Annotated in this window: 18 protein-coding genes and 2 pseudogenes; 14 read left to right on the top strand and 6 right to left on the bottom strand. The window is 65.1% G+C overall.

Annotated elements, in window-relative coordinates; all coding sequences use genetic code 11:
• Positions 1 to 40: 40 nt before the first annotated feature.
• Positions 41 to 883 carry a TauD/TfdA dioxygenase family protein gene (locus tag B0G62_RS23660; RefSeq protein ID WP_103706661.1) on the bottom strand — a complete coding sequence of 281 codons (843 nt, stop codon included), beginning with the start codon at positions 881 to 883 and terminating at the stop codon, positions 41 to 43.
• Between the two features lie 302 nt (positions 884 to 1,185).
• Here B0G62_RS23660 and B0G62_RS23665 point away from each other — a divergent pair, with 302 nt between their 5' ends.
• Positions 1,186 to 1,497 (top strand): Rieske (2Fe-2S) protein, encoded by a 312-nt coding sequence (locus B0G62_RS23665; protein ID WP_103706633.1) that lies wholly within the window; start codon positions 1,186 to 1,188, stop codon positions 1,495 to 1,497.
• Positions 1,498 to 1,523: 26 nt separating this feature from the next.
• Here the strand turns inward: B0G62_RS23665 and B0G62_RS23670 are convergent, their stop codons facing one another.
• Entirely contained in the window at positions 1,524 to 2,555 is a 1,032-nt protein-coding gene (locus B0G62_RS23670) for an AraC family transcriptional regulator (protein WP_103706634.1), read from the bottom strand.
• Positions 2,556 to 2,783: 228 nt separating this feature from the next.
• On the bottom strand, positions 2,784 to 5,474 hold the full coding sequence (locus B0G62_RS23675; RefSeq protein WP_103706635.1) for a winged helix-turn-helix domain-containing protein: 2,691 nt from the start codon (positions 5,472 to 5,474) through the stop codon (positions 2,784 to 2,786).
• Between the two features lie 351 nt (positions 5,475 to 5,825).
• Here B0G62_RS23675 and B0G62_RS23680 point away from each other — a divergent pair, with 351 nt between their 5' ends.
• The 10 genes from B0G62_RS23680 (at position 5,826) to B0G62_RS23725 (ending at position 14,686) form a co-directional block, all read left to right on the top strand.
• Positions 5,826 to 6,806: a quinone oxidoreductase family protein gene (locus tag B0G62_RS23680; protein WP_103706636.1), complete on the top strand. Its 981-nt coding sequence runs from the start codon at positions 5,826 to 5,828 to the stop codon at positions 6,804 to 6,806.
• Between the two features lie 11 nt (positions 6,807 to 6,817).
• Positions 6,818 to 7,666 carry a TauD/TfdA dioxygenase family protein gene (locus B0G62_RS23685; protein WP_103706637.1) on the top strand — a complete coding sequence of 283 codons (849 nt, stop codon included), beginning with the start codon at positions 6,818 to 6,820 and terminating at the stop codon, positions 7,664 to 7,666.
• Between the two features lie 42 nt (positions 7,667 to 7,708).
• Positions 7,709 to 8,764 (top strand): beta-keto acid cleavage family enzyme, encoded by a 1,056-nt coding sequence (locus tag B0G62_RS23690; protein ID WP_103706638.1) that lies wholly within the window; start codon positions 7,709 to 7,711, stop codon positions 8,762 to 8,764.
• A gap of 5 nt (positions 8,765 to 8,769) precedes the next feature.
• A complete protein-coding gene (locus B0G62_RS23695) occupies positions 8,770 to 9,420 on the top strand; it encodes an RBBP9/YdeN family alpha/beta hydrolase (RefSeq protein WP_103706639.1) in 651 nt (216 codons plus the stop codon).
• A 42-nt stretch (positions 9,421 to 9,462) separates the two neighbouring features.
• Positions 9,463 to 10,323 carry an SDR family NAD(P)-dependent oxidoreductase gene (locus B0G62_RS23700; RefSeq protein WP_244193350.1) on the top strand — a complete coding sequence of 287 codons (861 nt, stop codon included), beginning with the start codon at positions 9,463 to 9,465 and terminating at the stop codon, positions 10,321 to 10,323.
• A 48-nt stretch (positions 10,324 to 10,371) separates the two neighbouring features.
• Complete coding sequence (locus B0G62_RS23705) at positions 10,372 to 11,109, top strand: SDR family NAD(P)-dependent oxidoreductase (RefSeq protein WP_103706640.1); 738 nt, start codon at positions 10,372 to 10,374, stop codon at positions 11,107 to 11,109.
• 80 nt (positions 11,110 to 11,189) lie between these two features.
• Positions 11,190 to 12,500: an MFS transporter gene (locus tag B0G62_RS23710; protein WP_103706641.1), complete on the top strand. Its 1,311-nt coding sequence runs from the start codon at positions 11,190 to 11,192 to the stop codon at positions 12,498 to 12,500.
• Positions 12,501 to 12,653: 153 nt separating this feature from the next.
• A complete protein-coding gene (locus B0G62_RS23715; RefSeq protein ID WP_103706642.1) occupies positions 12,654 to 13,778 on the top strand; it encodes a porin in 1,125 nt (374 codons plus the stop codon).
• 29 nt (positions 13,779 to 13,807) lie between these two features.
• On the top strand, positions 13,808 to 14,179 hold the full coding sequence (locus B0G62_RS23720; protein WP_244193351.1) for a BON domain-containing protein: 372 nt from the start codon (positions 13,808 to 13,810) through the stop codon (positions 14,177 to 14,179).
• A 105-nt stretch (positions 14,180 to 14,284) separates the two neighbouring features.
• Complete coding sequence (locus B0G62_RS23725; RefSeq protein WP_103706644.1) at positions 14,285 to 14,686, top strand: carboxymuconolactone decarboxylase family protein; 402 nt, start codon at positions 14,285 to 14,287, stop codon at positions 14,684 to 14,686.
• A gap of 289 nt (positions 14,687 to 14,975) precedes the next feature.
• Here the strand turns inward: B0G62_RS23725 and B0G62_RS23730 are convergent, their stop codons facing one another.
• Both B0G62_RS23730 and B0G62_RS23735 read right to left on the bottom strand, forming a co-directional pair.
• Entirely contained in the window at positions 14,976 to 16,910 is a 1,935-nt protein-coding gene (locus tag B0G62_RS23730; RefSeq protein ID WP_103706645.1) for an alkyl/aryl-sulfatase, read from the bottom strand.
• Positions 16,911 to 16,950: 40 nt separating this feature from the next.
• Positions 16,951 to 18,618, bottom strand: coding sequence for a GMC family oxidoreductase (locus B0G62_RS23735; protein ID WP_103706646.1), 1,668 nt, complete (start codon positions 18,616 to 18,618; stop codon positions 16,951 to 16,953).
• Between the two features lie 326 nt (positions 18,619 to 18,944).
• On the opposite strand from B0G62_RS23735, the pseudogene B0G62_RS23740 reads away from it, so the two are divergent.
• The 3 genes and pseudogenes from B0G62_RS23740 to B0G62_RS23750 form a co-directional block, all read left to right on the top strand.
• Positions 18,945 to 19,115: pseudogene (locus tag B0G62_RS23740) on the top strand (IS21 family transposase); the annotation flags it as partial.
• A 408-nt stretch (positions 19,116 to 19,523) separates the two neighbouring features.
• Positions 19,524 to 19,776: pseudogene (locus B0G62_RS23745) on the top strand (DNA-binding protein); the annotation flags it as partial.
• A 249-nt stretch (positions 19,777 to 20,025) separates the two neighbouring features.
• On the top strand, positions 20,026 to 21,192 hold the full coding sequence (locus B0G62_RS23750) for a porin (RefSeq protein ID WP_103706647.1): 1,167 nt from the start codon (positions 20,026 to 20,028) through the stop codon (positions 21,190 to 21,192).
• Between the two features lie 71 nt (positions 21,193 to 21,263).
• On the opposite strand, the gene B0G62_RS31955 is transcribed toward B0G62_RS23750, so the two are convergent.
• On the bottom strand, positions 21,264 to 21,486 hold a 223-nt coding region (locus B0G62_RS31955; RefSeq protein ID WP_208624243.1), incomplete at its 5' end, for a hypothetical protein.

The following is a 21,486-nucleotide window of genomic DNA, read 5'->3' on the forward strand; positions in this document are numbered from 1 at the left end:
GGGTCCGCGTGTCGTGACGCCTTGGGACGCTGTGCGGCGATCAGAACGGCCGGTCGCCCATGATGGTCGCGCGCTCCATCCGGCGCGGCGCCGGCCAGTAGTCGCTGACTGCGTAGTGCTGCGTCGCCATGTTGTCCCAGATCGCGACGCTGCCCGGTTCCCAGCGAAAGCGCACCTGGTACTCGGGAATCGCCGCCTGGCTGATCAGGTAGTTCAGCAGCAGGCTCGCGCCAGGCGTCTTGTCCTGCCCGAAGCGCACGTTCTCCGGGGTATGGTAGTTGATGAAGTGAGTCGAGAACGGGCCTACGTAGAGGACTTTCTCGCCCGTTTCCGGGTGCGTGCGCACGACCGGGTGATCGACCAGCGGGTACTTGCGCACCAGCTCTTCGCGCTCCTCGGCCGTCATGACCGCGCCGAACGAATGCTCGATCCCGTGCTTGGCGCGCAGGCCTTCGATCCGGGTCTTGATGTCGTCGGGCAGGTTCCTGTACGCCTCCACCATGTTTACCCAGATCGTATCGCCACCTACCTCGGGGCACGAAATGCAGCGCAGCACCGCACCCTTGGGCGGATTGGCCCGCCACGATGCATCGCTGTGGTAGGTATTTTCGAAATGGTCGCGCTTCTCGCTCTTGTAGATCTCGATCAGGCCCGGATAGCCCGGCACCGTGTTCGCGACCGGGTGGTCCTCCAGATTGCCGAAGCGGCTCGCGAACGCCACATGGTCGGCGCGCGTGATCTCCTGGTCGCGGAAAAACAGCACCCGATGCCTGAGCAGCAGCGCTTTGACTTCGGCAAACAGGGCGTCGTCTTTCGCCACGTCGGCGATACTCACGCCCCGGAGTTCGGCGCCGATCGAGCAGGTGAGGAGTTTGATGTGCATGGTGACATCCCCATGGATATTGAAGGTTGCACGCATCGGCTCAATTACCGCAGCGGAATCGTCCAGACACGTCAGCGCCAACGATTGGCCTGCTCGCGATTGTCGGCACGATGGCGGCGACGCGCTTGACCTATCGCGCCACAATTTGACAAACGCACACATCGCCAGGCGGGCGGGCGAGGCGCGTAACATGTCGAGCTGGAATTCGCATCACAACCTGGACATGGACCTGAACCTGATCGGCTTGTTCGTCGAGATCGCGGAGATCGTGGAGATCGTGGAGATCGTGGAGGCGCACCATCATGCGTGAAGTGGCAATCGGCGCAGCGGACAGCCTGGAAGAGGGACAACGCAAGCTTGCGTTCGTCGATGGGCGCAGTGTGGTGGTCTTCAACGTGGCCGGCCAGTTGCGCGCCATCGAAAATAGTTGTCCGCACAACGGTGCGTCGCTTGCCAACGGGCGCCTCGACGGCAGCGTGCTCACCTGTCCGGCGCACGGATTGCGCTTCGATCTGCGCACGGGCCGCATGCCGGGTGCAGGGGCATTGTGTTTGAGCGTCCTGCCGGTCAGGATAGTTGAAGGACAACTGATGATCGCGCTCGATACGGCCTGAGTGAAGACGGCGCGCGACCGTGGTGCTCAGTGCCCGTCCCGGCCGCGTGCGAAGCAGGCGGTGCGCCAGCGGCTTGGCGGTTGGCCGAATTCCGCGCTAAACCAGCGCGAAAACGCACTGGGCTCGGAAAACCCCAGCCGGTCGCTGATATCGGACACCGATTGACGCGGTTGTGCCAGGTAGCGCATTGCCAGCGACGCCCGCACTTCGTTCACGAGTGAAGAAAACCGCTCGCCACGTTGTTCGAGCTGTCGCTGCAGCGTGCGCGGCGTGAGGCCGAGGCGCTCGCTCACGGGCTCGATCGCGCCCGCGCCGCGCGGCAACAGCAGATGGATCGCGCGGCGCACGTCGTCGGCGAGCGATACCTCGCCAAAACGCGGCTGCAGATCGAGCAGATCTTGGGCGTAGCGTGCGAGATGGACGTCGGCGAGCGGATTCGCGCGGTCGAGATCGGCGCGTGCCAGCACGATGCCGTCGAATTCGCTGCCGAATTCGATGCGCGCGCCGAAGAAACGTCGATGCACCTGAAGACGCTCGGGCGCTGCATGGGCGAAATGCACGGCGCGCGGCGCGTACTGGGCGCCGAGCATCGCGCGCACGAGACTCAGTACGGCGCCGACCGTTAATTCCACGATCTCCGGCCCTGGATCCGGGCGCGCGGTGACGAGTGCGACGTGCAGCGCCGCGGTGTTCTCGACTTCCTCGACCTGAACCGATACGGAATCGCTCAGCATGTGCCGGTAGGGCTCGATGCGCGCAAGCGCCTCGCGCAGCGTGGGTTGATGCTGGAGCAAGAGGCTGAGCGAGCCGAAGTCGGACAGCCGCCAGGCCTCGCCGATGCGCGCGCCGAGCGTGCGGCTCTCGGCGCGCCCGGCGCCGCTCGCCAGCGAGACCTCGAACACGCGCGCGAGGCTCGCTTCGGGAATGCGCAGATCGGGCGTCGTGAGGCAGGACGGATCGAGCCCTGCCTCGCGCAGCGCGCGGACCGGATCGATGCCCACGTGGCGGGCAATCTCCGAATACTTGGTCAGGGACGCGCTTCGAACCAGGATGGGCATGGGGTCACAAGGAGGGCTTCAACGACGATTGCGCGGGCGCAAGCCCGTTTGCATAGGCTACCGTCGCGCCGGCGCCTCGTCTGTGGGGAATAACCATGAGCGCGTGCGCGTGTCGTCTCGCGTCACGTCCTGGCGCGCAGGGTCAAGCGCGCGGGCGGCGCATTTCACACAATGGGCCTGCATCGAGGCGCCTTTTCGCTCGTCATGCGTGTCAAGCCCGCGTCCGACTCAATCGGCGCTTTCCAGCAACCCTAGCAATTGAGCGCGCAGCACGGCATGTTTGCGTGTGCTCGCGCTCAGCTTGCCGAACAGGTTCTTCACATGCCACTTGGCGGTGACTTCCCCCACGCCGATTGCCTGCGCGATCTCCTTGTTGGAGAGATTGCGCGCGAGCAATTCGAGGACTTCGCGTTCCTTGGGCGTGAGCACCATGCTCGGCACGGCGCGCGGCGCAGCGTGCGCGCGCCGGGGCTGCCCCGCGGGCTGAGCCACGCGCGCGGCGGCCTGCTCACCGCCGTCTTGCGCCGCCAGGCTGCGCACCCAGTCGGCCAGTGCCGGATGCGCATCGGCGAAAACGCGCACGAGGCCATAGGTGCCGGTCAGCCCGATCGCCTCGCGCAGCAGCGGCAGGCCGTCTTCGCCATGGGCTTTGCTGGCGAGCGCGCGCAGTCCCATGATCTCGATGCGCTCGCGCCCGAGCTTCATTTCGTCGGCCAGCGCCTGCGCCCGGGCGAGTCGTTCGAGCGCGCGGGAGCCGTCCTGCCCGGCCAGCGCCGTGTACGCCTGCGTCATGGTCTGGCGCAACGCCACGTCGCGGCGCCAGAGCGGGCCGTGCGATCCTTCGGACTGCTCGACGAGTGCATCGAGTTGCGCGCTCAATGCACGGCACGTTTCGGCGTGCCCGTGGCCCGCATGGATGCGCACGCGCTCAGCGAGACTGGCGATCGACAGGCGAGGCAACGCGCGCGCCGTGCCGGCGGCGTGCATCGCCGCGAGCAGATCGAGCGCGCGCCGCTCCACGCCTTGGGCTTGTGCCACGCGCGCGGCGCACACATAAGCGATCAGCGAAGTCTCGGCGGAGCCGGAGCGTTCGAGCACGTCGAGCCGGTTCGCGAGCAGCGCATCGGCTTCGTCCACGCCATCGCGCTCGAAGAGGGCGGCTGCCAACACCGCCGCGAGCATACAGGGCAGCGGATGGCGGCGGCCGAGTTCGGCTTCGGCGCTCGTCAGCGCGGGGCGCAGCACGGTCTCGGCGAGGACGGCCTGGCCTTCGCTCAGGTAGCTCAAGCCGGTGACGAATTCGCCCCAGTGCGCGGCGTAGCGATGCGCTTTGCCGAACTCGCCGCGTGGTGTGAGCTGCAAATGGCGGCGCGCGTTGGCCGGCTCGCCCTGCAGCAGCGCGGCCATCGCGAGGCGGTTCGCGTGCGTCTGGAGCTGGCGCGGTTCGGCGAGCGGCGGCGGTTCGCGCCATGGCGCGAGGAGCGCGACGAAGCGGTCGGGATCGTCGGCGTAGTACTGCGCCGCGCTCAGGATGAGCGCGCATTCGTAGCGCCGCTCGGGCGCGCAATCGGGTGCGTCGGCCATCGGCGCCACGAGCTGACCGGCCTGGGCGTGGCGTTCGCTGAGCGCGAGCGCCCAGGCCGCGGCGAGGCGCAGGTCCGGATGCCGGTCGAGTTCCTCCTTGGGCAGCAGATCGAGCCATTCGAGTGCGGCGGCGAGGCGCCCCTGCATGACCGCGCCGTAGAGCGAGCGGCCCGCCAGTTCGAACGCCACGTCGCGTTCGCCGGCCGCGTGCGCGTGGCGTGCCGCCTCCTCATGGATCCCGTGCGCGGCGAGCCAGTGCATCGCGCGCCGGTGCAGGCCGGCAAGCTCGTCGGGCGCAAGCTCGGCCAGGCGCGCGCTGAGCGCCGCGCGGGCGAGTGTATGCAGGCGGCACCAGTCGCTGCCGCCGCTGACCATGAAGATGGGCGCATCGCGCATGAGCCGCGCGAGTTGCGCCGGGGCTTGCGGATCGTCGAGCAGTGCGCGGCACAGGTCGGGATGCAGCATGTCGACGAGTGCGAGCCGCGTGAGGAACGCGACGTCTTGCGGCGCGAGCCGCGCGAGCAGGCTGCCCACCAGATGCTCGCCTTGCTGGCCCGCCTGACCCGATATCGCGTCGATGACGCCGCGCGGGTCGCCGCTCTTTTCCATCGCGGCGAGCGCGAGCTGCAGGCCGAGCGGCCAGCCGTCGGTGAGCTCGTGCAGGCGCGCGCAACTGTTGGTGTCCACACGGTCGCCAAAGCGCCGGCGCATGAGCGCCAGGGTTTCGTCGAGGCGAAAGCGCAGCGCTTCGGGTCCGAGGCAGACGCACTGGCCATACGCGCTCAGCTCGTCCACGGCGGTCTCGAAGCCGCTGCGCGCCGCCACGACAATGCGCAGGTTCGCAGGCGCGTTGTGCAGCAGATAGAGCAGCGCCGTGCTGCCCACCGGCGAGAGCCGCTCGGCTTCATCGACGATGAGCACGAGATCGAGCGCCGATTGCGAGACCTCCGCGAGCCAGCCGGTCAGGCCCTCGGTGTCGCCGGGCGTGGCATAGGTGCTTTCGAGCAGCGTGCGTCCGAACTCGGGCCGGGCGCCACCCATGCGCACGGCGAGCACGAGGCTGTGCAGGAAGCGTTGCGGGTCGTCGTGCGCATCGGCCGACACCCACGCGACGGCGGCGCCATGCGCGAGATGCTCGCGCCGCCATTGTGCGAGCAGGAGCGTCTTGCCGAAGCCGGGCGGCGCTTGCACGACGATCGCGCTCTGATTGCGCAAGGGCTCGCTCGCGAGATTCAGCCGCTCGCGCGCGAGCAGGTGGCGCGGCGCGCGCGGCGGCGTGGTCTTGAGCGTGAGTTCGGAAAACGCGGGCTCGACGCCGCGGTTCGCGGAGGTCATCTGACGAATTGAAATAGGCCGTTGGGCCGGCGAGGTGATCTGGAGGGGGCGCGTACCGGTTGCGCCGCGCATGGCCGGGCCGCGTGGCAAGGCCGTGCGGCGCGGGGTATCGGTCGGACGATTATAGGCACGGCAGCGGCTGTCCTGACAATTGGGTCGCAGCCGGGTAAGAATTCTGTGCGCGTTAGGTAGGGTAAGGCTCCCCCTCCTGCAAGGAGGGCGCGCGGCGCGTAGCCCCGTCCTACGATGAATTCAGACACGATATCCCGATGCATGGGGCCGCATGGGCAGCAACCCGAGCGCCGCCACGGGATATCAACAGGTGCAGCAGGAACAACAAGGAGACAGAAGATGGCACATGCGATCAGGTTCCACGAGACCGGCGCGCCGGAAGTGATGCGCTGGGAAGAGGTGGACGTGGGCGCGCCCGGTCCGGGAGAGGTGCGGCTGCGCCACGAAGCAGTCGGCCTGAATTTCGCGGACACGTATTTCCGCTCCGGCCTCTATCCGGTGCCGCTGCCGGCGGGCATGGGCGTGGAGGCGGCGGGCGTGGTGGAGGCGGTGGGCGCGGGCGTGACCAACATCGTGCCGGGCGACCGCGTCACCTACACCGGCTTCGTGAACACACTGGGCGCTTACAGCACCGAGCGGCTGATTCCGGCGGCGCCGCTCATCAAGCTGCCCGACGCCATCGCCTGCGAAACGGCGGCCGCCATGACGATGCGCGGTCTCACCTCGGCCTACCTCATGCGTCGCATCTGGCCGCTGCAAGCCGGCGAGACGATCCTCGTGCATGCGGCGGCGGGCGGCGTGGGCCTGATCGTGTGCCAGTGGGCGAAGCTGCTCGGGCTGACGGTGATCGGCACGGTGTCGACCGAGGAGAAGGCGGCCGTCGCCCGCGCGCACGGCTGCGATCACGTGATCCTCTACCGCAGCGAGGACGTCGCGAAGCGCGTGCGCGAGCTGACCGATGGCGTAGGCGTTTCCGTGGTCTACGACAGCGTCGGCCAGGATACCTTCATGGCGTCGCTCGACTCGCTCAAGCGCCGCGGCCTGCTCGTCTGCGTGGGCACGGCTTCGGGCAAGGCGCCCGCATTCGAGCCGCAGATGCTCGCGATGAAGGGCTCGCTCTACGTCACGCGCCCGGCGCTCGCCGACTACATCGCCGACGCCGCCGAGAAGGCCGCGCTCGCCGCAGAGATCTTCGGCCACGTAGCGGCGGGGCGCATCAAGATCGAGATCAACCAGCGCTATGCGCTGCAGGACGCGGTGCAGGCGCACCACGACATTGAATCGCGCAGGACGACGGGTTCTTCCGTCTTCACGATCTGAGGCCGGCCATCATGAGAGTCGAGCAACTGACCTGCGCGATTGGCGCGGAACTGGTGGGCGTTCGTCTCGGCGATGCCGTGCACGACGACGGTCTATTCGAGGAAATCAAGGCGGCGCTGCTCAAGCATAAGGTGCTGTTCCTGCGCGACCAGCAGCTCACGCGTGCCGAGCACGTGGCTTTCGCCAGACGGTTCGGGGAACTTGAGGATCATCCGGTGGCGGGCAGCCACCCCGATCATCCGGGCCTCGTGCAGATCTACAAGACGCCCGAGCAGCCGAACGACCGCTACGAGAACGCCTGGCACACCGACGCCACCTGGCGCGCGGCCCCGCCGATGGGCGCGGTGCTGCGCTGCGTGGAATGCCCGCCGGTGGGCGGCGACACCATGTGGGCCAACATGGTGCTCGCCTACGAGAACCTGCCGCAGCACGTGAAGGACGAGATCGCGGAACTGCGCGCGAGCCATAGCATCCAGGCGAGCTTCGGTGCGGTCATGCCGATCGAGAAGCGCCTCGCGCTGAAGGCGCAGTACCCCGACGCCGAGCATCCGGTGGTGCGCACCCACCCGGAGACGGGGGAGAAGGCGCTGTTCGTGAACGGCTTCACCACGGACTTCGTGAACTACCACACGCCCGCGCGCGTGCGCTATGGCCAGGACGGCAACCCGGGCGCGGCGCAACTGCTGCAGTACCTCATCAGCCAGGCGTATATCCCCGAGTACCAGGTGCGCTGGCGCTGGCGGCCGGACAGCGTGGCGATCTGGGACAACCGCAGCACACAGCACTACGCGGTCATGGACTACCCGCCGTGCCACCGCAAGATGGAGCGCGCGGGGATCATCGGCGACGTGCCGTATTGATTGGCCTCTACCCCCCATTAGAACTCGACACTGGAGGACGACATGCAATTTTTCGACGATTCGCTGCATCCGGAGAATATGGAGAAGGTGGTCATCACGGTTGCGCCGTATGGCCCGGAGTGGATGCCTGAAGACTTCCCCGAGGACATTCCCGTCACGATGGAAGAGCAGGTGCAAAAGGCCGTGGACTGCTACAACGCGGGCGCGACCGTGCTGCATCTGCATGTGCGCGAGCTGGACGGCAAGGGCTCCAAGCGCCTCTCGAAGTTCAACGAGCTGATTGCGGGCGTGCGCGCGGCGGTGCCCGACATGATCATCCAGGTGGGCGGCTCGATCTCGTTCGCGCCGGAAGACGACGGCCAGGCGGCGAAGTGGCTCTCGGACGATACGCGCCATATGCTCGCTGAACTCGAGCCGAAGCCCGACCAGGTGACCGTGGCGATCAACACCACGCAGATGAACATCATGGAGCTGCTGTACCCCGAGTACCTGGAGGGCACCTCGCTCGCGAACCCGGCGCTGCAGGCCGCCTACAGCGAAATGACGGTGCCCGCGGGGCCGCAGTGGCTGGAGGAGCATCTGCGCCGCCTGCAGGCCTCGGGCATCCAGCCGCATTTCCAGTTGACGGGTATGCATGCGCTGGAAACGCTTGAGCGGCTCGTGCGCAAGGGCGCTTATTGCGGACCGCTGAATCTCACGTGGATCGGCATCGGCGGCGGCTTTGACGGCCCGAACCCGTTCAACTTCTTCAACTTCGTGCACCGCGCCCCCCAAGGCTGCACGCTCACGGCGGAGTCGCTGCTCAAGAACGTGCTGCCGTTCAACATGATGGCGATGTCGATGGGCCTACATCCACGCTGCGGCATCGAGGACACGATCATCGGCCAGCATGGCCAGCGCATGACCTCGGTGGAGCAGATCGAACAGTGCGTGCGCGTGGCGCACGAGCTGGGGCGCGAGGTCGCGTCGGGCAAGGAGGCGCGCGAGATCTATCGCATCGGCACCTTCTATAAGGATGCCGATGAAACGCTGGCGGCCAACGGCTATCTGCCGAACCGCAAGCCGGCGGGTCTGGGTCTCGTGAAGTCGGCGGCGTGAGGATCATGCGCCAGGAGCCCACCATCGTCATCGTTCCGGGGCTGCGCGACCACGTCGCGCAGCACTGGCAGACGCTGCTCGAAGCGCGTTTTCGCGCGCAGAACCGGCCGGTGGCCGTCGTGCCGCCCATGGGCCGCGACGATCTCGATTGCGCGGTGCGCGTCGAGGCGATCGAAGCCGTGGTCGCGCGCATCGAGACGCCCGTGATCGTCGTGGCGCACAGCGGCGGCTGCGTGATGATCGCGCACTGGGCGCGCCGCTATCCGCGCACGATCGCCGGGGCGCTGCTGGCGGCGCCGCCGGACTTCGAAGCGCCGATGCCCGACGGCTATCCGACGCTCGAAGCGCTCGACGCGAGTGGATGGCTGCCGGTGCCGCGCGCGCCGCTGCCGTTCGCCTCGATCGTCGCGGCGAGCCGCAACGATCCGCTCGCCCGCTACGAGCGCGTGCTCGAACTCGCGCGGGCGTGGCGCAGCGAGGTGGTCGATCTCGGCAATGTCGGCCACCTGAATCCGGCCAGCGGGTTCGGCGAATGGCCTGGCGCCGACGATCTTATCGCCGCGCTCGTGCGGCGTGCGGCGGCGCGTGCCGTGGCAAACGATGCATTCAGGCAGGGCGAGCCGCAAGACACGCTGGACGCGTCGCGCCACGTCTGACCCCCACCCGCTCGCGCGCCTCGCCTCAAGGCGCGCGAGCGGGTGCCGGACCCGCTGCACTTTCGCGAGGAGAACGCGATGGAGCTGGAAGGCAAGGCAGCAATCGTCACCGGCGCCGGCCGTGGTGCAGGCGTTGGCATCGCGCGCGTCATGGCGCGCGAGGGCGCGCGCATCGCGGTCGCGGACCGCGACTTCGACGCCGCGCAGCACGTGGCGGCGGCGCTCGTCGCGTCCGGCGCGAAGGCGCTCGCGATTCGCGCCGACGTCTCGAAGAAGGCCGACGCGCAAGCCATGGCCGGGCAAACGCTGGAGGCGTTCGGCGCTATCGACATCCTCGTGAACAACGCGGGCGTGGGCGGCACCGCTTCGTTCATGCACGACGTCACCGAGGAAAACTGGGACCGCGTGATGGACGTGAACGCCAAAGGCATCCTGTTCTGCTGCCAGGCGGTGCTGCCGGCCATGACGGCGCGCGGCAAGGGCAAGATCGTCAACATCGATTCGATTGCGGGCATGCGCATGGCGTTCTTCAGCAGTGTCGAGTACACCGCTTCGAAGCACGCGGTCACGGGCCTCACGCGCCATCTCGCCTGGGAGCTCGCGGACCTGCGCATCAACGTCAACGCCGTCTGCCCCGGCGGCATCCTTACCCCGGCTATCGAGACCTACGCCACGCCCGAGCGGCGCGCGGCGATCGTCGAGCGCGTCGTGCCGCTCGGACGCTTTTGCGCGCCGGAGGACATCGGCGAGGCGGTATGTTTTCTCGCGAGCGAGCGTGCCGATCTCATCACGGGGCAATTGCTCGCCGTCGATGGTGGCGCGCTCACCGGCTACGGCGAGGACTTGCGCGCGGTGCTGCGCCAGCGCGTGAGCGAAGTCCAGCCCGCGGCGCAGACGGGCTGACGTCTGCCCCCACAAGAGCTAATAAAAAATACCTATTCGGAGACAACAATGCAGACGCGAGATTCGCAACTGCGCGGCAAGGTCGCCATCGTGACCGGCGCGGGCAGAGGAATCGGCCGGGCCATCGCGCTCGCCTACGCGCGGCAGGGCGCGGCGGTGTGCTGCGCGGCGCGCTCGATGGGGCAGGTGCAGGAGACGGCCGCGCAGATTTGCGCCGAGGGCGGGCGAGCAATCGCCGTGTGCACGGACGTGGCGGACTTCGAGAGCGTCGAGCGCATGGTGCGCGAGGCCGAGGAAGCGTTCGGCGGGCTAGATATCGTCGTGATCAACGCGGGGGTGGGCGGCGCCCAGCAGTCGGTCGAGGCGAGCGACCAGCAAACGTGGCGCACGACGATCGAGGTGAATCTCATTGGCGCCTATCACTGCGCCAAGGCCGCCGTGCCGGCGCTCAAGCGACGCGGTGGCGGCAAGGTCATCGCGGTGGGTTCAGGTCTCGGGCAGCGCGGCATCGCGGGCGTCTCCGACTACGCCTGCTCGAAGGCCGGACTCTGGATGCTCACGCGTGTGCTCGCCCAGGAGCTGGCGCAGCACGGCATCAGCGTCAATCAACTGATTCCTGGCCCCGTGGTCACGCAGATGACCGGCGACCAGATGGCGCGCAACACCTTCGAAGGCGAGTGGGCCAAGTCGCCCGAGGACGTCGCGCCGCTTGCGCTGTTCCTCGCGACGCAGCCCGAGCCGGGGCCGACGGGACAGAACTTCAGCCTGATGCGTCGCGATACCTGACGCGTTCGCGCGAGGGTTTGCCTGAGGTTTGCCCGAGGGCTCGGCCGCACCAATAAATATTCAAGGAGACGAAAGTGGGAATGCAAGCGACTGTCGCGCTGGGAGACGCCCACGCGGGCGCTCCGTCCGTATCCCGGGCCTATGCCTGGTGTGTCTTCGCACTGACCTTCGGCCTGTTGCTGGCCGATTACATGTCGCGCCAGGTGCTCAACGCCGTTTTTCCGTTGCTCAAGGCCCAATGGCTGCTCACGGATACACAGTTAGGATCGCTGAGTAGTGTGGTGGCAGTGATGGTGGGCCTCTTGACCTTTCCGCTCTCGCTGCTCGCGGATCGTTGGGGGCGCGTGAGGAGTCTCATCCTCATGGCCGTGCTGTGGAGTTTCGCCACGCTCGGCTGCGCGGTATCGGCCAACTACGGACAGATGTTCGCTGCGCGCTTCTTTGTGGGCGTAGGAGAGGCCGCATACGGGAGCGTGGGCCTCGCGGTGGTGCTCAGCGTATTCCCGTCGCATCTGCGCGCAACGCTCTCGGGCTCCTTCCTCGCCGGCGGATCGTTTGGCTCCATGCTCGGCATGGCGTTGAGCGGCATCGTGGCCGCGCATTTCGGCTGGCGCTGGTCGTTCGCCACGATGGCGGTGTTCGGTCTCGTGCTCGCCATGATCTATCGGCTGGTTGTGACCGAGCGGCGCCTTGCGCCCGAGCGTGCACTCGCGGCGGCAGGCCCCGCACGCGTCGCCAGGCCTCGCTTCACGCCGCGAGGCCTGGCGCGCGCGTTGTTCGCGTCAAAGTCGGTCGGTTTTGCTTACGTGGGCTGCGGCGTTCAATTGATTCTTCCGGGCGCGCTGTTCGCGTGGCTGCCGAGTTACCTCGTGCGCGGCTATGCGATGCGGCTCGACCGCGCGAGCGTGCTGGCCGCCGTCTTCGTGTTGACATCCGGGCTGGGCATGGTGCTGTGCGGCATCCTGACCGATCGCATCAGCCGCCGCCAGGCGATGCGCAAATGGACCATGGCCGTGGTGTATTGCACGTGCGCGTTCGTGGCGCTCGGCACGGCGTTTCACCTGCAGTCGGGGCCGTTGCAGCTCGTGCTGATCGGTGTCGGCATGTTCTTCGCACCGGGCGTGTGCGGCCCGACGGGCGCGCTCGTAGCCGAACTCACGCCGCCCTCGATTCACGCGACGGCGATGGCGCTCTGGGCGCTCGCCAACAACCTGCTCGGCCTGGCCGCCGGCCCGCTCGTCGCCGGCATGATCGCGGACCGCATGGGACTGTATATAGCGCTGCAATTGATACCGTTCGCGGCGCTCGGCGCTGCGCTGCTGTTCGCGTTTGGCAAGCGGCACTATCGGGGCGACCTCGCGCGCAGGGAGGCGGCGCAGCGCGAAGTCTAAGCGCTGCGGCGGCAACCGGCGGCGCGTGAAGGAGGAAACCACGACAAGACAAGAAAAGAACAACAACAAGAAATCAGCAAGCCGTTGAATACAAGGAAGACAACAAGCCCGAAAAGCAGGAAGCGGCCTTGACAACAGTTTGGAGGAGACAGCATGAAACGGAAGTTGAGCGTCGTGGCCGTACTCGCGGTCACGGCAGGCACGGCCCAGGCGCAATCGTCGGTGACGCTATATGGCGCCATCGATACGGGCCTGTTCTATCAGAGCACAGCAGCTGCATCGTTCGCGTCGAGCGCGAAGAATCTGGGCCACGTTTTCGCATTGAAGGACGCGGGCGTTTATTCCAGCTTCTGGGGCATCAAGGGTGTCGAGGATATCGGCGGCGGCTACAAGGTCAATTTCCGGCTGCAAGGCGTGTTCAACAGCGGCAACGGCAAGCTCGGCCTCGCGGACACGACCGGCGGCACGGCCGTGTTCAACCAGCAGACCACCATTGGCGTTTCGGGGCCATTCGGCTCGATCGATTTTGGGCGGCAGTTCACGCCCATGATCTACGCCATGGCGGACACCGACGTGCGCTCGGCGCAGTACTTCGGCAGCATTCTGAGCGCGTGGCTCGGCTTGAACCAGGCGGCGAACTGGAACGGCACGAACACGAACGTGCCGATTGGCGCGCTGTACGACAGCAATGCGATCGTCTATCAGTCGCCGAAGTTTTACGGCGTGTCGGCCGGCCTCGAATATGCGCCGGGCGGAGTGCCGGGGCAAATTCAGGGCGGCACGCGCGAGTCGGCCGTGCTCAAGTATTCGAACTACGGCCTGAACCTTGCCGCGGTCTACTACAACGCCCACGATACGAACCTGCCGGCCACCGTGTCCGCCACCGGACTCGACAACAACCGCTTCTACTATCTGGGCGCCAAATACACGTTCCACTCGCTTTCGATCTCGGCTTCCTACGGCATCGGCAAGAATCCGTCGAACGCGGCGCAGGCCGACTATGAAATGATTTCGGGCGGTATCGGCTATCAGTTCACGCCTTTCTTGAAAGTCACGTCGGGTTTCTATTATCTGAAGGATCGCAACAACTCGACGAACCATTCGAGCGAATACGCGCTCGGGGCGGAGTACGGCTTATCCAAGCGGACCCTGCTTTACGCACAGGTGGGATACGTCGCGAACCACGGCACCATGAACCAGACGATTACCTATGGCGAGCCCGTCGCACCCGGCGTTTCGACCACTGCAGCGATGCTTGGCATTCGCCATACCTTCTGATTTCGCGATCGGCCAACAGGAGCATTTCGATGAATAAAATAGGATTCCTGCATATTTGCATGACTGCGTCGATTGCCGCCTTGCTTGCAAGCACGCCAGCGGGCGTCTGGGCACAGGGCAGCGAGACGGTGGGGGCATCGGCGGCGCCTGCCGCATCTACAGCGAAGGAGATGCGCAAGGCGAACCGCGCGTTGAGTCGCAAAGTGTATGCCGCGCTCGCGAAGCGCAAGGAGATCGAGGCTGGGAGCATCAGCGTCGTGGCGCGCGATGGCGCTGTGACGCTCAACGGCTCGGTCACGGAAGCCAGCCAGATCGAAACCGTGATCGGCGTCGCGAAGACCGTGCCTGGTGTGAAATCGGTGACCAGCAAGCTCTCCGTGCAGCGGCCTATTGGGGAGTAGGGGGAATGGTTGCGCCGGCAGGTCGGCAAGCCCGCAGACCTATGCCCGAGACAAAGACCCGGCGGGCGCGCGCAGGAGCATGCCCGCCAGAACGAGGACATACGCATGACCATAGACACTCATTCCGAGGATCCGGCCACGCCGGTTTGCGACGCAATGCGCCAGAGCGGCGCCTGGAACCCGCTCTGGGATCCATTCGCCCAACTCGACGCGGCGTGGACCGAGCAGTTCATGGCGCTGGCCGTCGTGCCGCACGAGGTACTCGACCCCAAGACGATCGAGTTCCTCTCCATCGCGGTCAACGCCGCTTGCACGCACATGTATGCGCCGGGTGTGCGCCGGCATATACGGCGCGCGCTCGATCTGGGCGCGACACCCGAGGAAATCGTTGCGGTGCTGCAAGGCGTGGTGACGATGGGCATCCATAGCATGAGTCTCGGCGCACCCATCCTGCTCGAAGAGCTCGAACGGCGTGGCCACCGGCCAAAACAGCAAGCAGAAGCCTAGCCGATAGAGCAAAACGCGAATCGCGATTTGGACCGGGATAAATGGAATGAATTCAGGCTGCCTATCTGCCAAGGAAACGCGGAAAGAGGCGGCCCCTCGCGGGCTGACGGCACCAGCGTGTTCCTCATGAAAGGCGAAATTTCAGGGGCGCTCATTGACCATGATCTGGCCGAAGGTTGCCGCTACCCGCGATACGAAGCGATCGGTACAACCGTGAGTGTGAGCGTCGGGACACGGCACAGGTTCTGACGCGCGACGAGCTGCCCGGACTTGCTCGCCGCGCAATCGCTCAAGGCTCGACGACGTTGAAATCGCCGTCGAATTGATCTAGCGATTCGAGCAGTTCACGGAATAGTGCAGTCTTGCCTTCGAGCTGGATATCGCGCGCCGCCAGGGCGTCGCGAAAACCGGTTTCGCCGCAGAGGATGCGATTCAGCGTCTGTCTTGACATCGATACGTGAAGATCGACCGGCGCATTCGCACTTGAGTCCAGCCACGTAAGCGCGCCATGCTGAAGATTGAGCACGAAGCGCCGCTGAAGATCGGTGAAAAGCCACGAAATCCGCATCCTTAGATGCTGTGCCTTGAGTCCGTCGACGCGCACTGCCAGATAGTCGAAGAACATCGTTTCGGTGATGGCGCACACCATGTCCCGGCTGCGATTGCTGAACTGGGTCGACGCGTTGCGCCCATGCCGCAGTTCGCGCGCACCGAGCAGGAACGCGTTGCGCCACGTTGCCGACTCGGCCTGATAGCCCATCTGTTCGAGCGCCGCGGCACCCAGTTCGCGTGCCTCGCGCAGATCCGGCTGCGCAAACACGAGATGATTCATGACCTGTGCGACCCAGCGATATTCGCCGCGCTCGAAATCGGCGTGTGCGCGTTCGAGCATGGCCTGCGGGCCTCCCATGTATTCGACGTAGCGCGGTGCCGCCATCTCGGGGGGCAGTGCGTGAAGATTGGCCGGGTTCCCGTCGTACCAGCTCAAATAGTACTGATAGATGGCCTTGACGTTGTGTGAAAGCGTTCCGTAGTAACCGCGTGTGTGCCATCTGCCGCGCAGCGCGTCGGGCAGGCGAATCTGCTCGGCGATTTCCACAGCCGTCAGGCCGCGATTCATCATCCGCACGGTCTGGTCGTGCAGGAATTTGTAGAGATCGCGCTGCGCCTCAAGATAATTGACGATGCGCGCGTTGCCCCAGGTCGGCCAGTTGTGTTGCGCGAACACAACCTCGGCCTCGCGTCCGTAACGCTCCAGCGAGTCGCCAAGATAACGCGACCATAACTGCGCGTTGCGCACCTGCGCGCCGCGCAGCGGACACAGGTTGTGCAGCGAACGCGTGCCGTTCTCGGCGAGATTGAGCGCGCGCTCGGCGGGAAACCAGAAATGCATTTCGGCGGGCGCTTCGCTTTCGGGGGTGAGCTGAAACACGATCTCCACGCCGTCGATCACGTGCGTTTCGGTGGCTTCGCGAATCAGTTGCGTGGGCGCAATCAACGTGATCGTGCCGCGCGGGATGCTCTTGCCCATGCCCGCGTCGATCTGGCAGCAGGCATTGCGTGCGAGCGTGTGGCCGAACTGGAACTGCGCGCGGCGCGCCATGGCCGTGCCAGCCATTACGTTTTCGGAGATCGCTTCTTCCATGAAGCCGGCCGGCGCGATGATCGCAGCCTTGCCCGCCGCGACGTCGGCCTCACTGACCACGCCGCGCACGCCGCCGAAGTGATCCGCGTGGCTGTGGCTGTAGATGACGGCGACGACGGGCCGCCGTGGCCGATGCGTGAAATAGAGATCGAGTGCCGCCGCGGCCGTCTCCTTGCACGTGAGCGGATCGATGACGATCAGTCCGCTCTCTCCCTCGATGAACGTGACGTTCGAGACATCGAATCCACGGACCTGCCAGATGCGTTCGGTTACCTTGAACAGGCCGTGCAGCGTATTGAGCCGGGCGTGGCGCCATAACGCGGGGTTCGCGGTGACGGGTGCCGTCGCCTCGTCGAGGAATGCGTAGTCGGCAAGGCTCCAGACGAGTTGATCGTATTCGCCGCGAATCTCGGCGTCGGGAATCGTGGCGACGAAGCCGCGCTGGGCGTCGAGTATTTCGTGAGGATCGTCCTCGGGCAAGTCGAGCCGGGCGGTTTCGTGCGCGGCAATCGTTGCGGCCGTGGCAGGCAGTGCGCCGCCGGCTGCTTCGAAATCTATCGGATGGTTCGGGTGATTCATGTCAAAGTCCCTATTCTTTTCGCCGGTCGCAGTTGGGGAGTCAATGCGCGGCGGCGCGGATCATGTCGGCCGCTTTCTCGCCGATCATCATTGCGGGCGCATTGGTATTGCCTCCGATCAGCGTCGGCATGATCGAGCAATCGACCACACGCAGGCCGTCGAAGCCATGCACGCGAAGCGTCGGGTCGACCACTGCGAGGCGATCGTTAGCGGCGCCCATCTTGCAGGTGCCAACAGGGTGGTAGAGGCAATCCGCGTGAGCGCGCACGAACTCGCGCAGGCTCGCTTCGTCCGCGAAACTCTCGCTCTTCATTTCACGGCCGCCGAGACTCCTGAGCGCGGGCTGGTTGAACACGTCGCGCATGATATGGATGCCGGCGATGAGCGTTTCCATGTCGCGCGGCGCCGTCATCAGTTGCGTGTCGATCCGCGGTGCGTCGCGCATGTCGGGTGAGTGCAGGCGCACGGAGCCACGGCTTTCGGGCCGCAGCACGCAGATATGCCCGGAGTAGCCATGGCCGAGCTTGCGGCGGCTGCCCATGTTGCGGTTGCCGATCAGCGCGACGGTGAACACGAGATTGAGATCGGGACGTTCTAGCTCGGGCCGGCTTTTCACGAAAGCCCCCGCCTCCACGAAGTTCGAGCTCAACATGCCTGTGCGGTCGCGCCGGTAGCGCCGCATTTCCTTGAACAGACGCAGACCGCCACGCAGCGTGGCGCCGAACAGATCGGTGCTGTCGAGCTGCGTATTGATAACGATGTCGAGATGATCCTGCAGATTCTCGCCGACTCCCGGCAGATCCTGGCGCACGTCGATGCCAAGCGCGCGCAACTGCCCGGCCGGCCCGATGCCTGAAGCGAGCAGCAGTTGCGGCGAATTGAACACGCCGCCCGATACGATCACCTCGCGCCGCGCGCGCAGCACCTGCTCGACGCCGTCGCGCGCGACGACCACGCCTACCGCGCGCCGTCCTTCGAACACGATGCGCAACGCCTGCGCACCCGTCATGACATGCAGGTTCGGGCGGCCGCCGTTGTAGCGTCCATCGGTGGTCTTGCCCCGGTGCAAATACGCGCGCGCGGCGTTCCATCGCTCGCCGTTGTGCTGCGTGACCTGGTAGTAGCCGAACCCTTCCTGGTCGGCGCCGTTGAAGTCGTCGTTGAGCTTGTGGCCGGCTTGCGTGGCGGCCTTGAGGAAAGACTGCGCAAAGGGGTTGGGAGAGCGAAGATCGTTGACGTAGAGCGGGCCATCGGTGCCGTGCCACGGATTTCCCGTGCCCGCGAAGCGCGGGTTATTCTCGCTGCGCAGGAAATAAGGCAGCACATCCTCGAAGCTCCAGCCGTGACAGCCAAGCGCCGCCCAGTCGTCGTAATCCCTCTGGTGCCCGCGGATATAGACCATGCCGTTCAGCGACGATGATCCGCCCAGCACGCGACGGCGGGGCTGGTAATTGGTACGTCCGCCGAGCGCCGCCTGGGGCTCGCTGTTGTATCCATAGTTGTAAGGGCCAGGCTTGACGACGGTTTTGGCGAGACCGACCGGCGTCCAGATCAGATAGTGGTCGTCGGGGCCGCCGCTTTCGATGACGGCCACGCTGGTGGTGGGCGTTTCGGCGAGGCGCCCGGCGACTGCACAACCGGCCGAGCCTGCGCCAATCACGAGATAGTCGAATTCACCGGCGGCGGATGCCCTGGAAGAAGCAGTCATGCATGTTCCTTTGCGTGGCTTCGGCTCTGGAAGCCGGCCATTCATGCTTTATGTTCGCGAAAATCCGGCAGGGAACCCCGCCGGCGTGGCTGCCTGTCTCCAGCGGCAACGACCTGCGAACAGCAGGGTAGCGACGACCGGCAGTGCAAGAACCACCCGCTTCAGGTGGGGGAGCACCACTCTTGCCCAGTACGCGAGCCACGAATTCCAGCGCAAGCTGGCCGACAGCTTCTTCAACAGCTTGAAAAACAAACGGGTTCGCGCCGCGGGCTAGCGTTGATGTAAACCTGACCCGCCTGGGAGCGGATGGCGGCTTTTTGCCGCCGATGCTGGCTCAGGAGCGAGCAGCGGAAATCAAGGTATTGGCAAGAAGGGGAACGGCGGTACGGGGGATGGCGCGGCAAACGGGTTTATCGCGCAACACGGTGCGCCGCTATCTGCTCAGGGGAGAAGCCCATCCCCGGGTACAGACGCGCCTCGGGCGGGAGAATCGTCCCTGTGGGTCGTATTTCCAGATGCGACAGAGCCTCTTCGTGAATACCCAACTGGTCGTAGGTATCGAGGCGGTAGCGTAGCCAACGGCTGCTGCGTGAGTACGAAGGGCTGGCATTTGTCCGCGCCTACGGCATCAGGTGATGCCGTGTCTCCTTCTCGGACTGTCTGCGGACCGCGCGGGCACCAAGTTTACAGTTTCATTTTTGCCCGATCGTCCACCACAGTGGCGGCGCGGATCTCGCTCACGCGCTGGTTTGGCGTCGGTTCATATAAGGGAAATTTCAGGAAGGCGCAAGGGTATCAGACGAGATTTACTTATATCAAACAATTTTTGACGACAATTTTCGTTCCTGATATGGTTCCCCCCAAGTTGAAGGCAGGATCCGGCTGCGCCAGCGGCTGGGCATGATCTGGCTTCACCCTCGCTGACTTCGCTCTCGGGCATTGCGGGCGTTGGGCGTGACGATGCAGCACTTCGTCGAAGCGCCATCGGAGGAACGTTCGGTCAAGCGCGGCGACCGGCTGGAGTTTTTCGGCTTCGCGGATTCGGCGAATCTCTTCGCCGGACTCACGAATACGGCCGGAGGACTTCGGCTCGAATCGATTCCCGTGCGCTTGCCTATGGGCAAGACGCGCTCGGAAGTCGCCCCGTACGCAGAGGAAGCGGTTGTCGCCTGAGTCGGGACACCGCGGTTGTTTTAATCGGGATAGTGCCGGATAGGTCGAGACGGCCGGTGCTTTTCTGTATGAAGTTGTAAGGATGACGAAGTGATGGATCCTCATCTGCTGCTGGCGCGAATAGGACGCTGGCCGCGCCGTCTTGAGACGGCGCGCAGATGTGCACCGTCATCTGCAGTTGAATAAAACAAAACCCCAACCAATCCAAAAATTATTCCTGGCAGTGAAATACAGATGAGAAACCACAAAATCAAAGTCAGCGTTATCGCTGTTGCAGCTTTCGCGGCATCCTCGGCAGCAATGGCACAGTCGTCGGTCACCCTGTATGGCATGCTCGACGCAGGTATCAGCTATACCTCGAACGTCGGTGGTCACAAGGAAGTTGGCCTTGCCGGCGGTGCCGCAGGCTCGAACAAGTGGGGTCTCAAGGGTCAGGAAGATCTCGGCGGCGGCCTCAAGGCAGTCTTCAAACTCGAAAACGGGTTCAACATTGCTACCGGCGGCATCGGCGGCCAGGGTCCCATTGGATCCTCGCGTTCGCTTTTCAACCGTCAAGCCTACGTAGGCCTCGCCTCGGACCAGTATGGTACGGTGCGTTTGGGTCGCCAGCTTGACGCTGTCACGGAAATGGTTCAAGGCCTGACGGGCGACGGCATTTCGGCGTCGGCATTCTCGACCCCGGGCGACGTTGACAACAACGACAACACGACGAACCAGAACAACGCCGTCAAATACATTTCGCCGATCTTCAACGGCTTCCAGGTTGAAGGCGCGTACTCCTTCGGCGGTGTTGCCGGTGCTACGGGTTCGGGTCAATCGTGGTCGGTCGCCGCGGACTACGCTCAAGGTGGTCTGACGGCCGCTGGCGGTTACTTCCGTGCTGTCAACCAAGGTGCGAACGGTTGGGAAAACGCAACGGCACAACCGTCGTTCGGCGGTGCCCTGGGCTATCCGAGCTCGGGTTACAACGGTGGTAATGCGTTCAAGAGCGCGGGCATCGCTCAAATCGCTGGCCAATACCAGTTTGGTCAGTACACGGCTGGCCTGCGGTACTCGAACGCCCAGTACCAGGGTTTCGATGGCCAACCGTCGATCCACTTCAACGTGCTGGCCGGCCTTCTGCAGTATCAGGTAACTCCGGCGCTTGCGCTGGATGCTGAATACACGTACGTCTATGGTTCGGCGGCCACGCCCGAGCAAGCCGCTCAGGGCCATACGATGGCTTCGATCAACCAGGTGTCGCTGGGTGCTACGTACGCGCTGTCGAAGAGCACCTCGCTCTACGCCATGGGTGCCTACGTCCATGCTTTGGGCGCTCAGGCTTCGGCTGCTGACTTCGGTAACACCGCATCGGGCGGCAACCAGATTCAAGTCAACGTTGGCATGTACCACGCCTTCTAATCGCAGGTTTGGAAGTCCGGAGTAGTGGATGCATTACTCCGGCAAAGAAGCGTTCCGCTAGTGACCGCACCTCAAGCCATCCCCCCGCCATTGGAAACCCGTTCTTCGGCCATCGCGATGAGGCGAGCGATATTTTCCTCGTCGATTCGATAGACGCGGACTACGACGCGCTCGCGAGCAGCCGTTTCAGCCGCGCTACAAGATCGCGCTACGCTGGCTCCGGCCGGCACCGAACTGGAGGAAACATGAAACAAAACAAACTGTTGCGTGCTGCACGAATGACGTCTTTCGTGG

The sequence above is a fragment of the Paraburkholderia eburnea genome, from assembly GCF_002917095.1.
GTDB lineage: Bacteria > Pseudomonadota > Gammaproteobacteria > Burkholderiales > Burkholderiaceae > Paraburkholderia > Paraburkholderia eburnea.

Coding starts and splice junctions, on each gene's coding strand:
- B0G62_RS23660 (WP_103706661.1), bottom strand. CDS start 883: ATGCACATCAAACTCCTCACCTGCTCGATCGGCGCCGAACTCCGGGGC.
- B0G62_RS23665 (WP_103706633.1), top strand. CDS start 1,186: ATGCGTGAAGTGGCAATCGGCGCAGCGGACAGCCTGGAAGAGGGACAA.
- B0G62_RS23670 (WP_103706634.1), bottom strand. CDS start 2,555: ATGCCCATCCTGGTTCGAAGCGCGTCCCTGACCAAGTATTCGGAGATT.
- B0G62_RS23675 (WP_103706635.1), bottom strand. CDS start 5,474: ATGACCTCCGCGAACCGCGGCGTCGAGCCCGCGTTTTCCGAACTCACG.
- B0G62_RS23680 (WP_103706636.1), top strand. CDS start 5,826: ATGGCACATGCGATCAGGTTCCACGAGACCGGCGCGCCGGAAGTGATG.
- B0G62_RS23685 (WP_103706637.1), top strand. CDS start 6,818: ATGAGAGTCGAGCAACTGACCTGCGCGATTGGCGCGGAACTGGTGGGC.
- B0G62_RS23690 (WP_103706638.1), top strand. CDS start 7,709: ATGCAATTTTTCGACGATTCGCTGCATCCGGAGAATATGGAGAAGGTG.
- B0G62_RS23695 (WP_103706639.1), top strand. CDS start 8,770: ATGCGCCAGGAGCCCACCATCGTCATCGTTCCGGGGCTGCGCGACCAC.
- B0G62_RS23705 (WP_103706640.1), top strand. CDS start 10,372: ATGCAGACGCGAGATTCGCAACTGCGCGGCAAGGTCGCCATCGTGACC.
- B0G62_RS23710 (WP_103706641.1), top strand. CDS start 11,190: ATGCAAGCGACTGTCGCGCTGGGAGACGCCCACGCGGGCGCTCCGTCC.
- B0G62_RS23715 (WP_103706642.1), top strand. CDS start 12,654: ATGAAACGGAAGTTGAGCGTCGTGGCCGTACTCGCGGTCACGGCAGGC.
- B0G62_RS23720 (WP_244193351.1), top strand. CDS start 13,808: ATGAATAAAATAGGATTCCTGCATATTTGCATGACTGCGTCGATTGCC.
- B0G62_RS23725 (WP_103706644.1), top strand. CDS start 14,285: ATGACCATAGACACTCATTCCGAGGATCCGGCCACGCCGGTTTGCGAC.
- B0G62_RS23730 (WP_103706645.1), bottom strand. CDS start 16,910: ATGAATCACCCGAACCATCCGATAGATTTCGAAGCAGCCGGCGGCGCA.
- B0G62_RS23735 (WP_103706646.1), bottom strand. CDS start 18,618: ATGACTGCTTCTTCCAGGGCATCCGCCGCCGGTGAATTCGACTATCTC.
- B0G62_RS23750 (WP_103706647.1), top strand. CDS start 20,026: ATGAGAAACCACAAAATCAAAGTCAGCGTTATCGCTGTTGCAGCTTTC.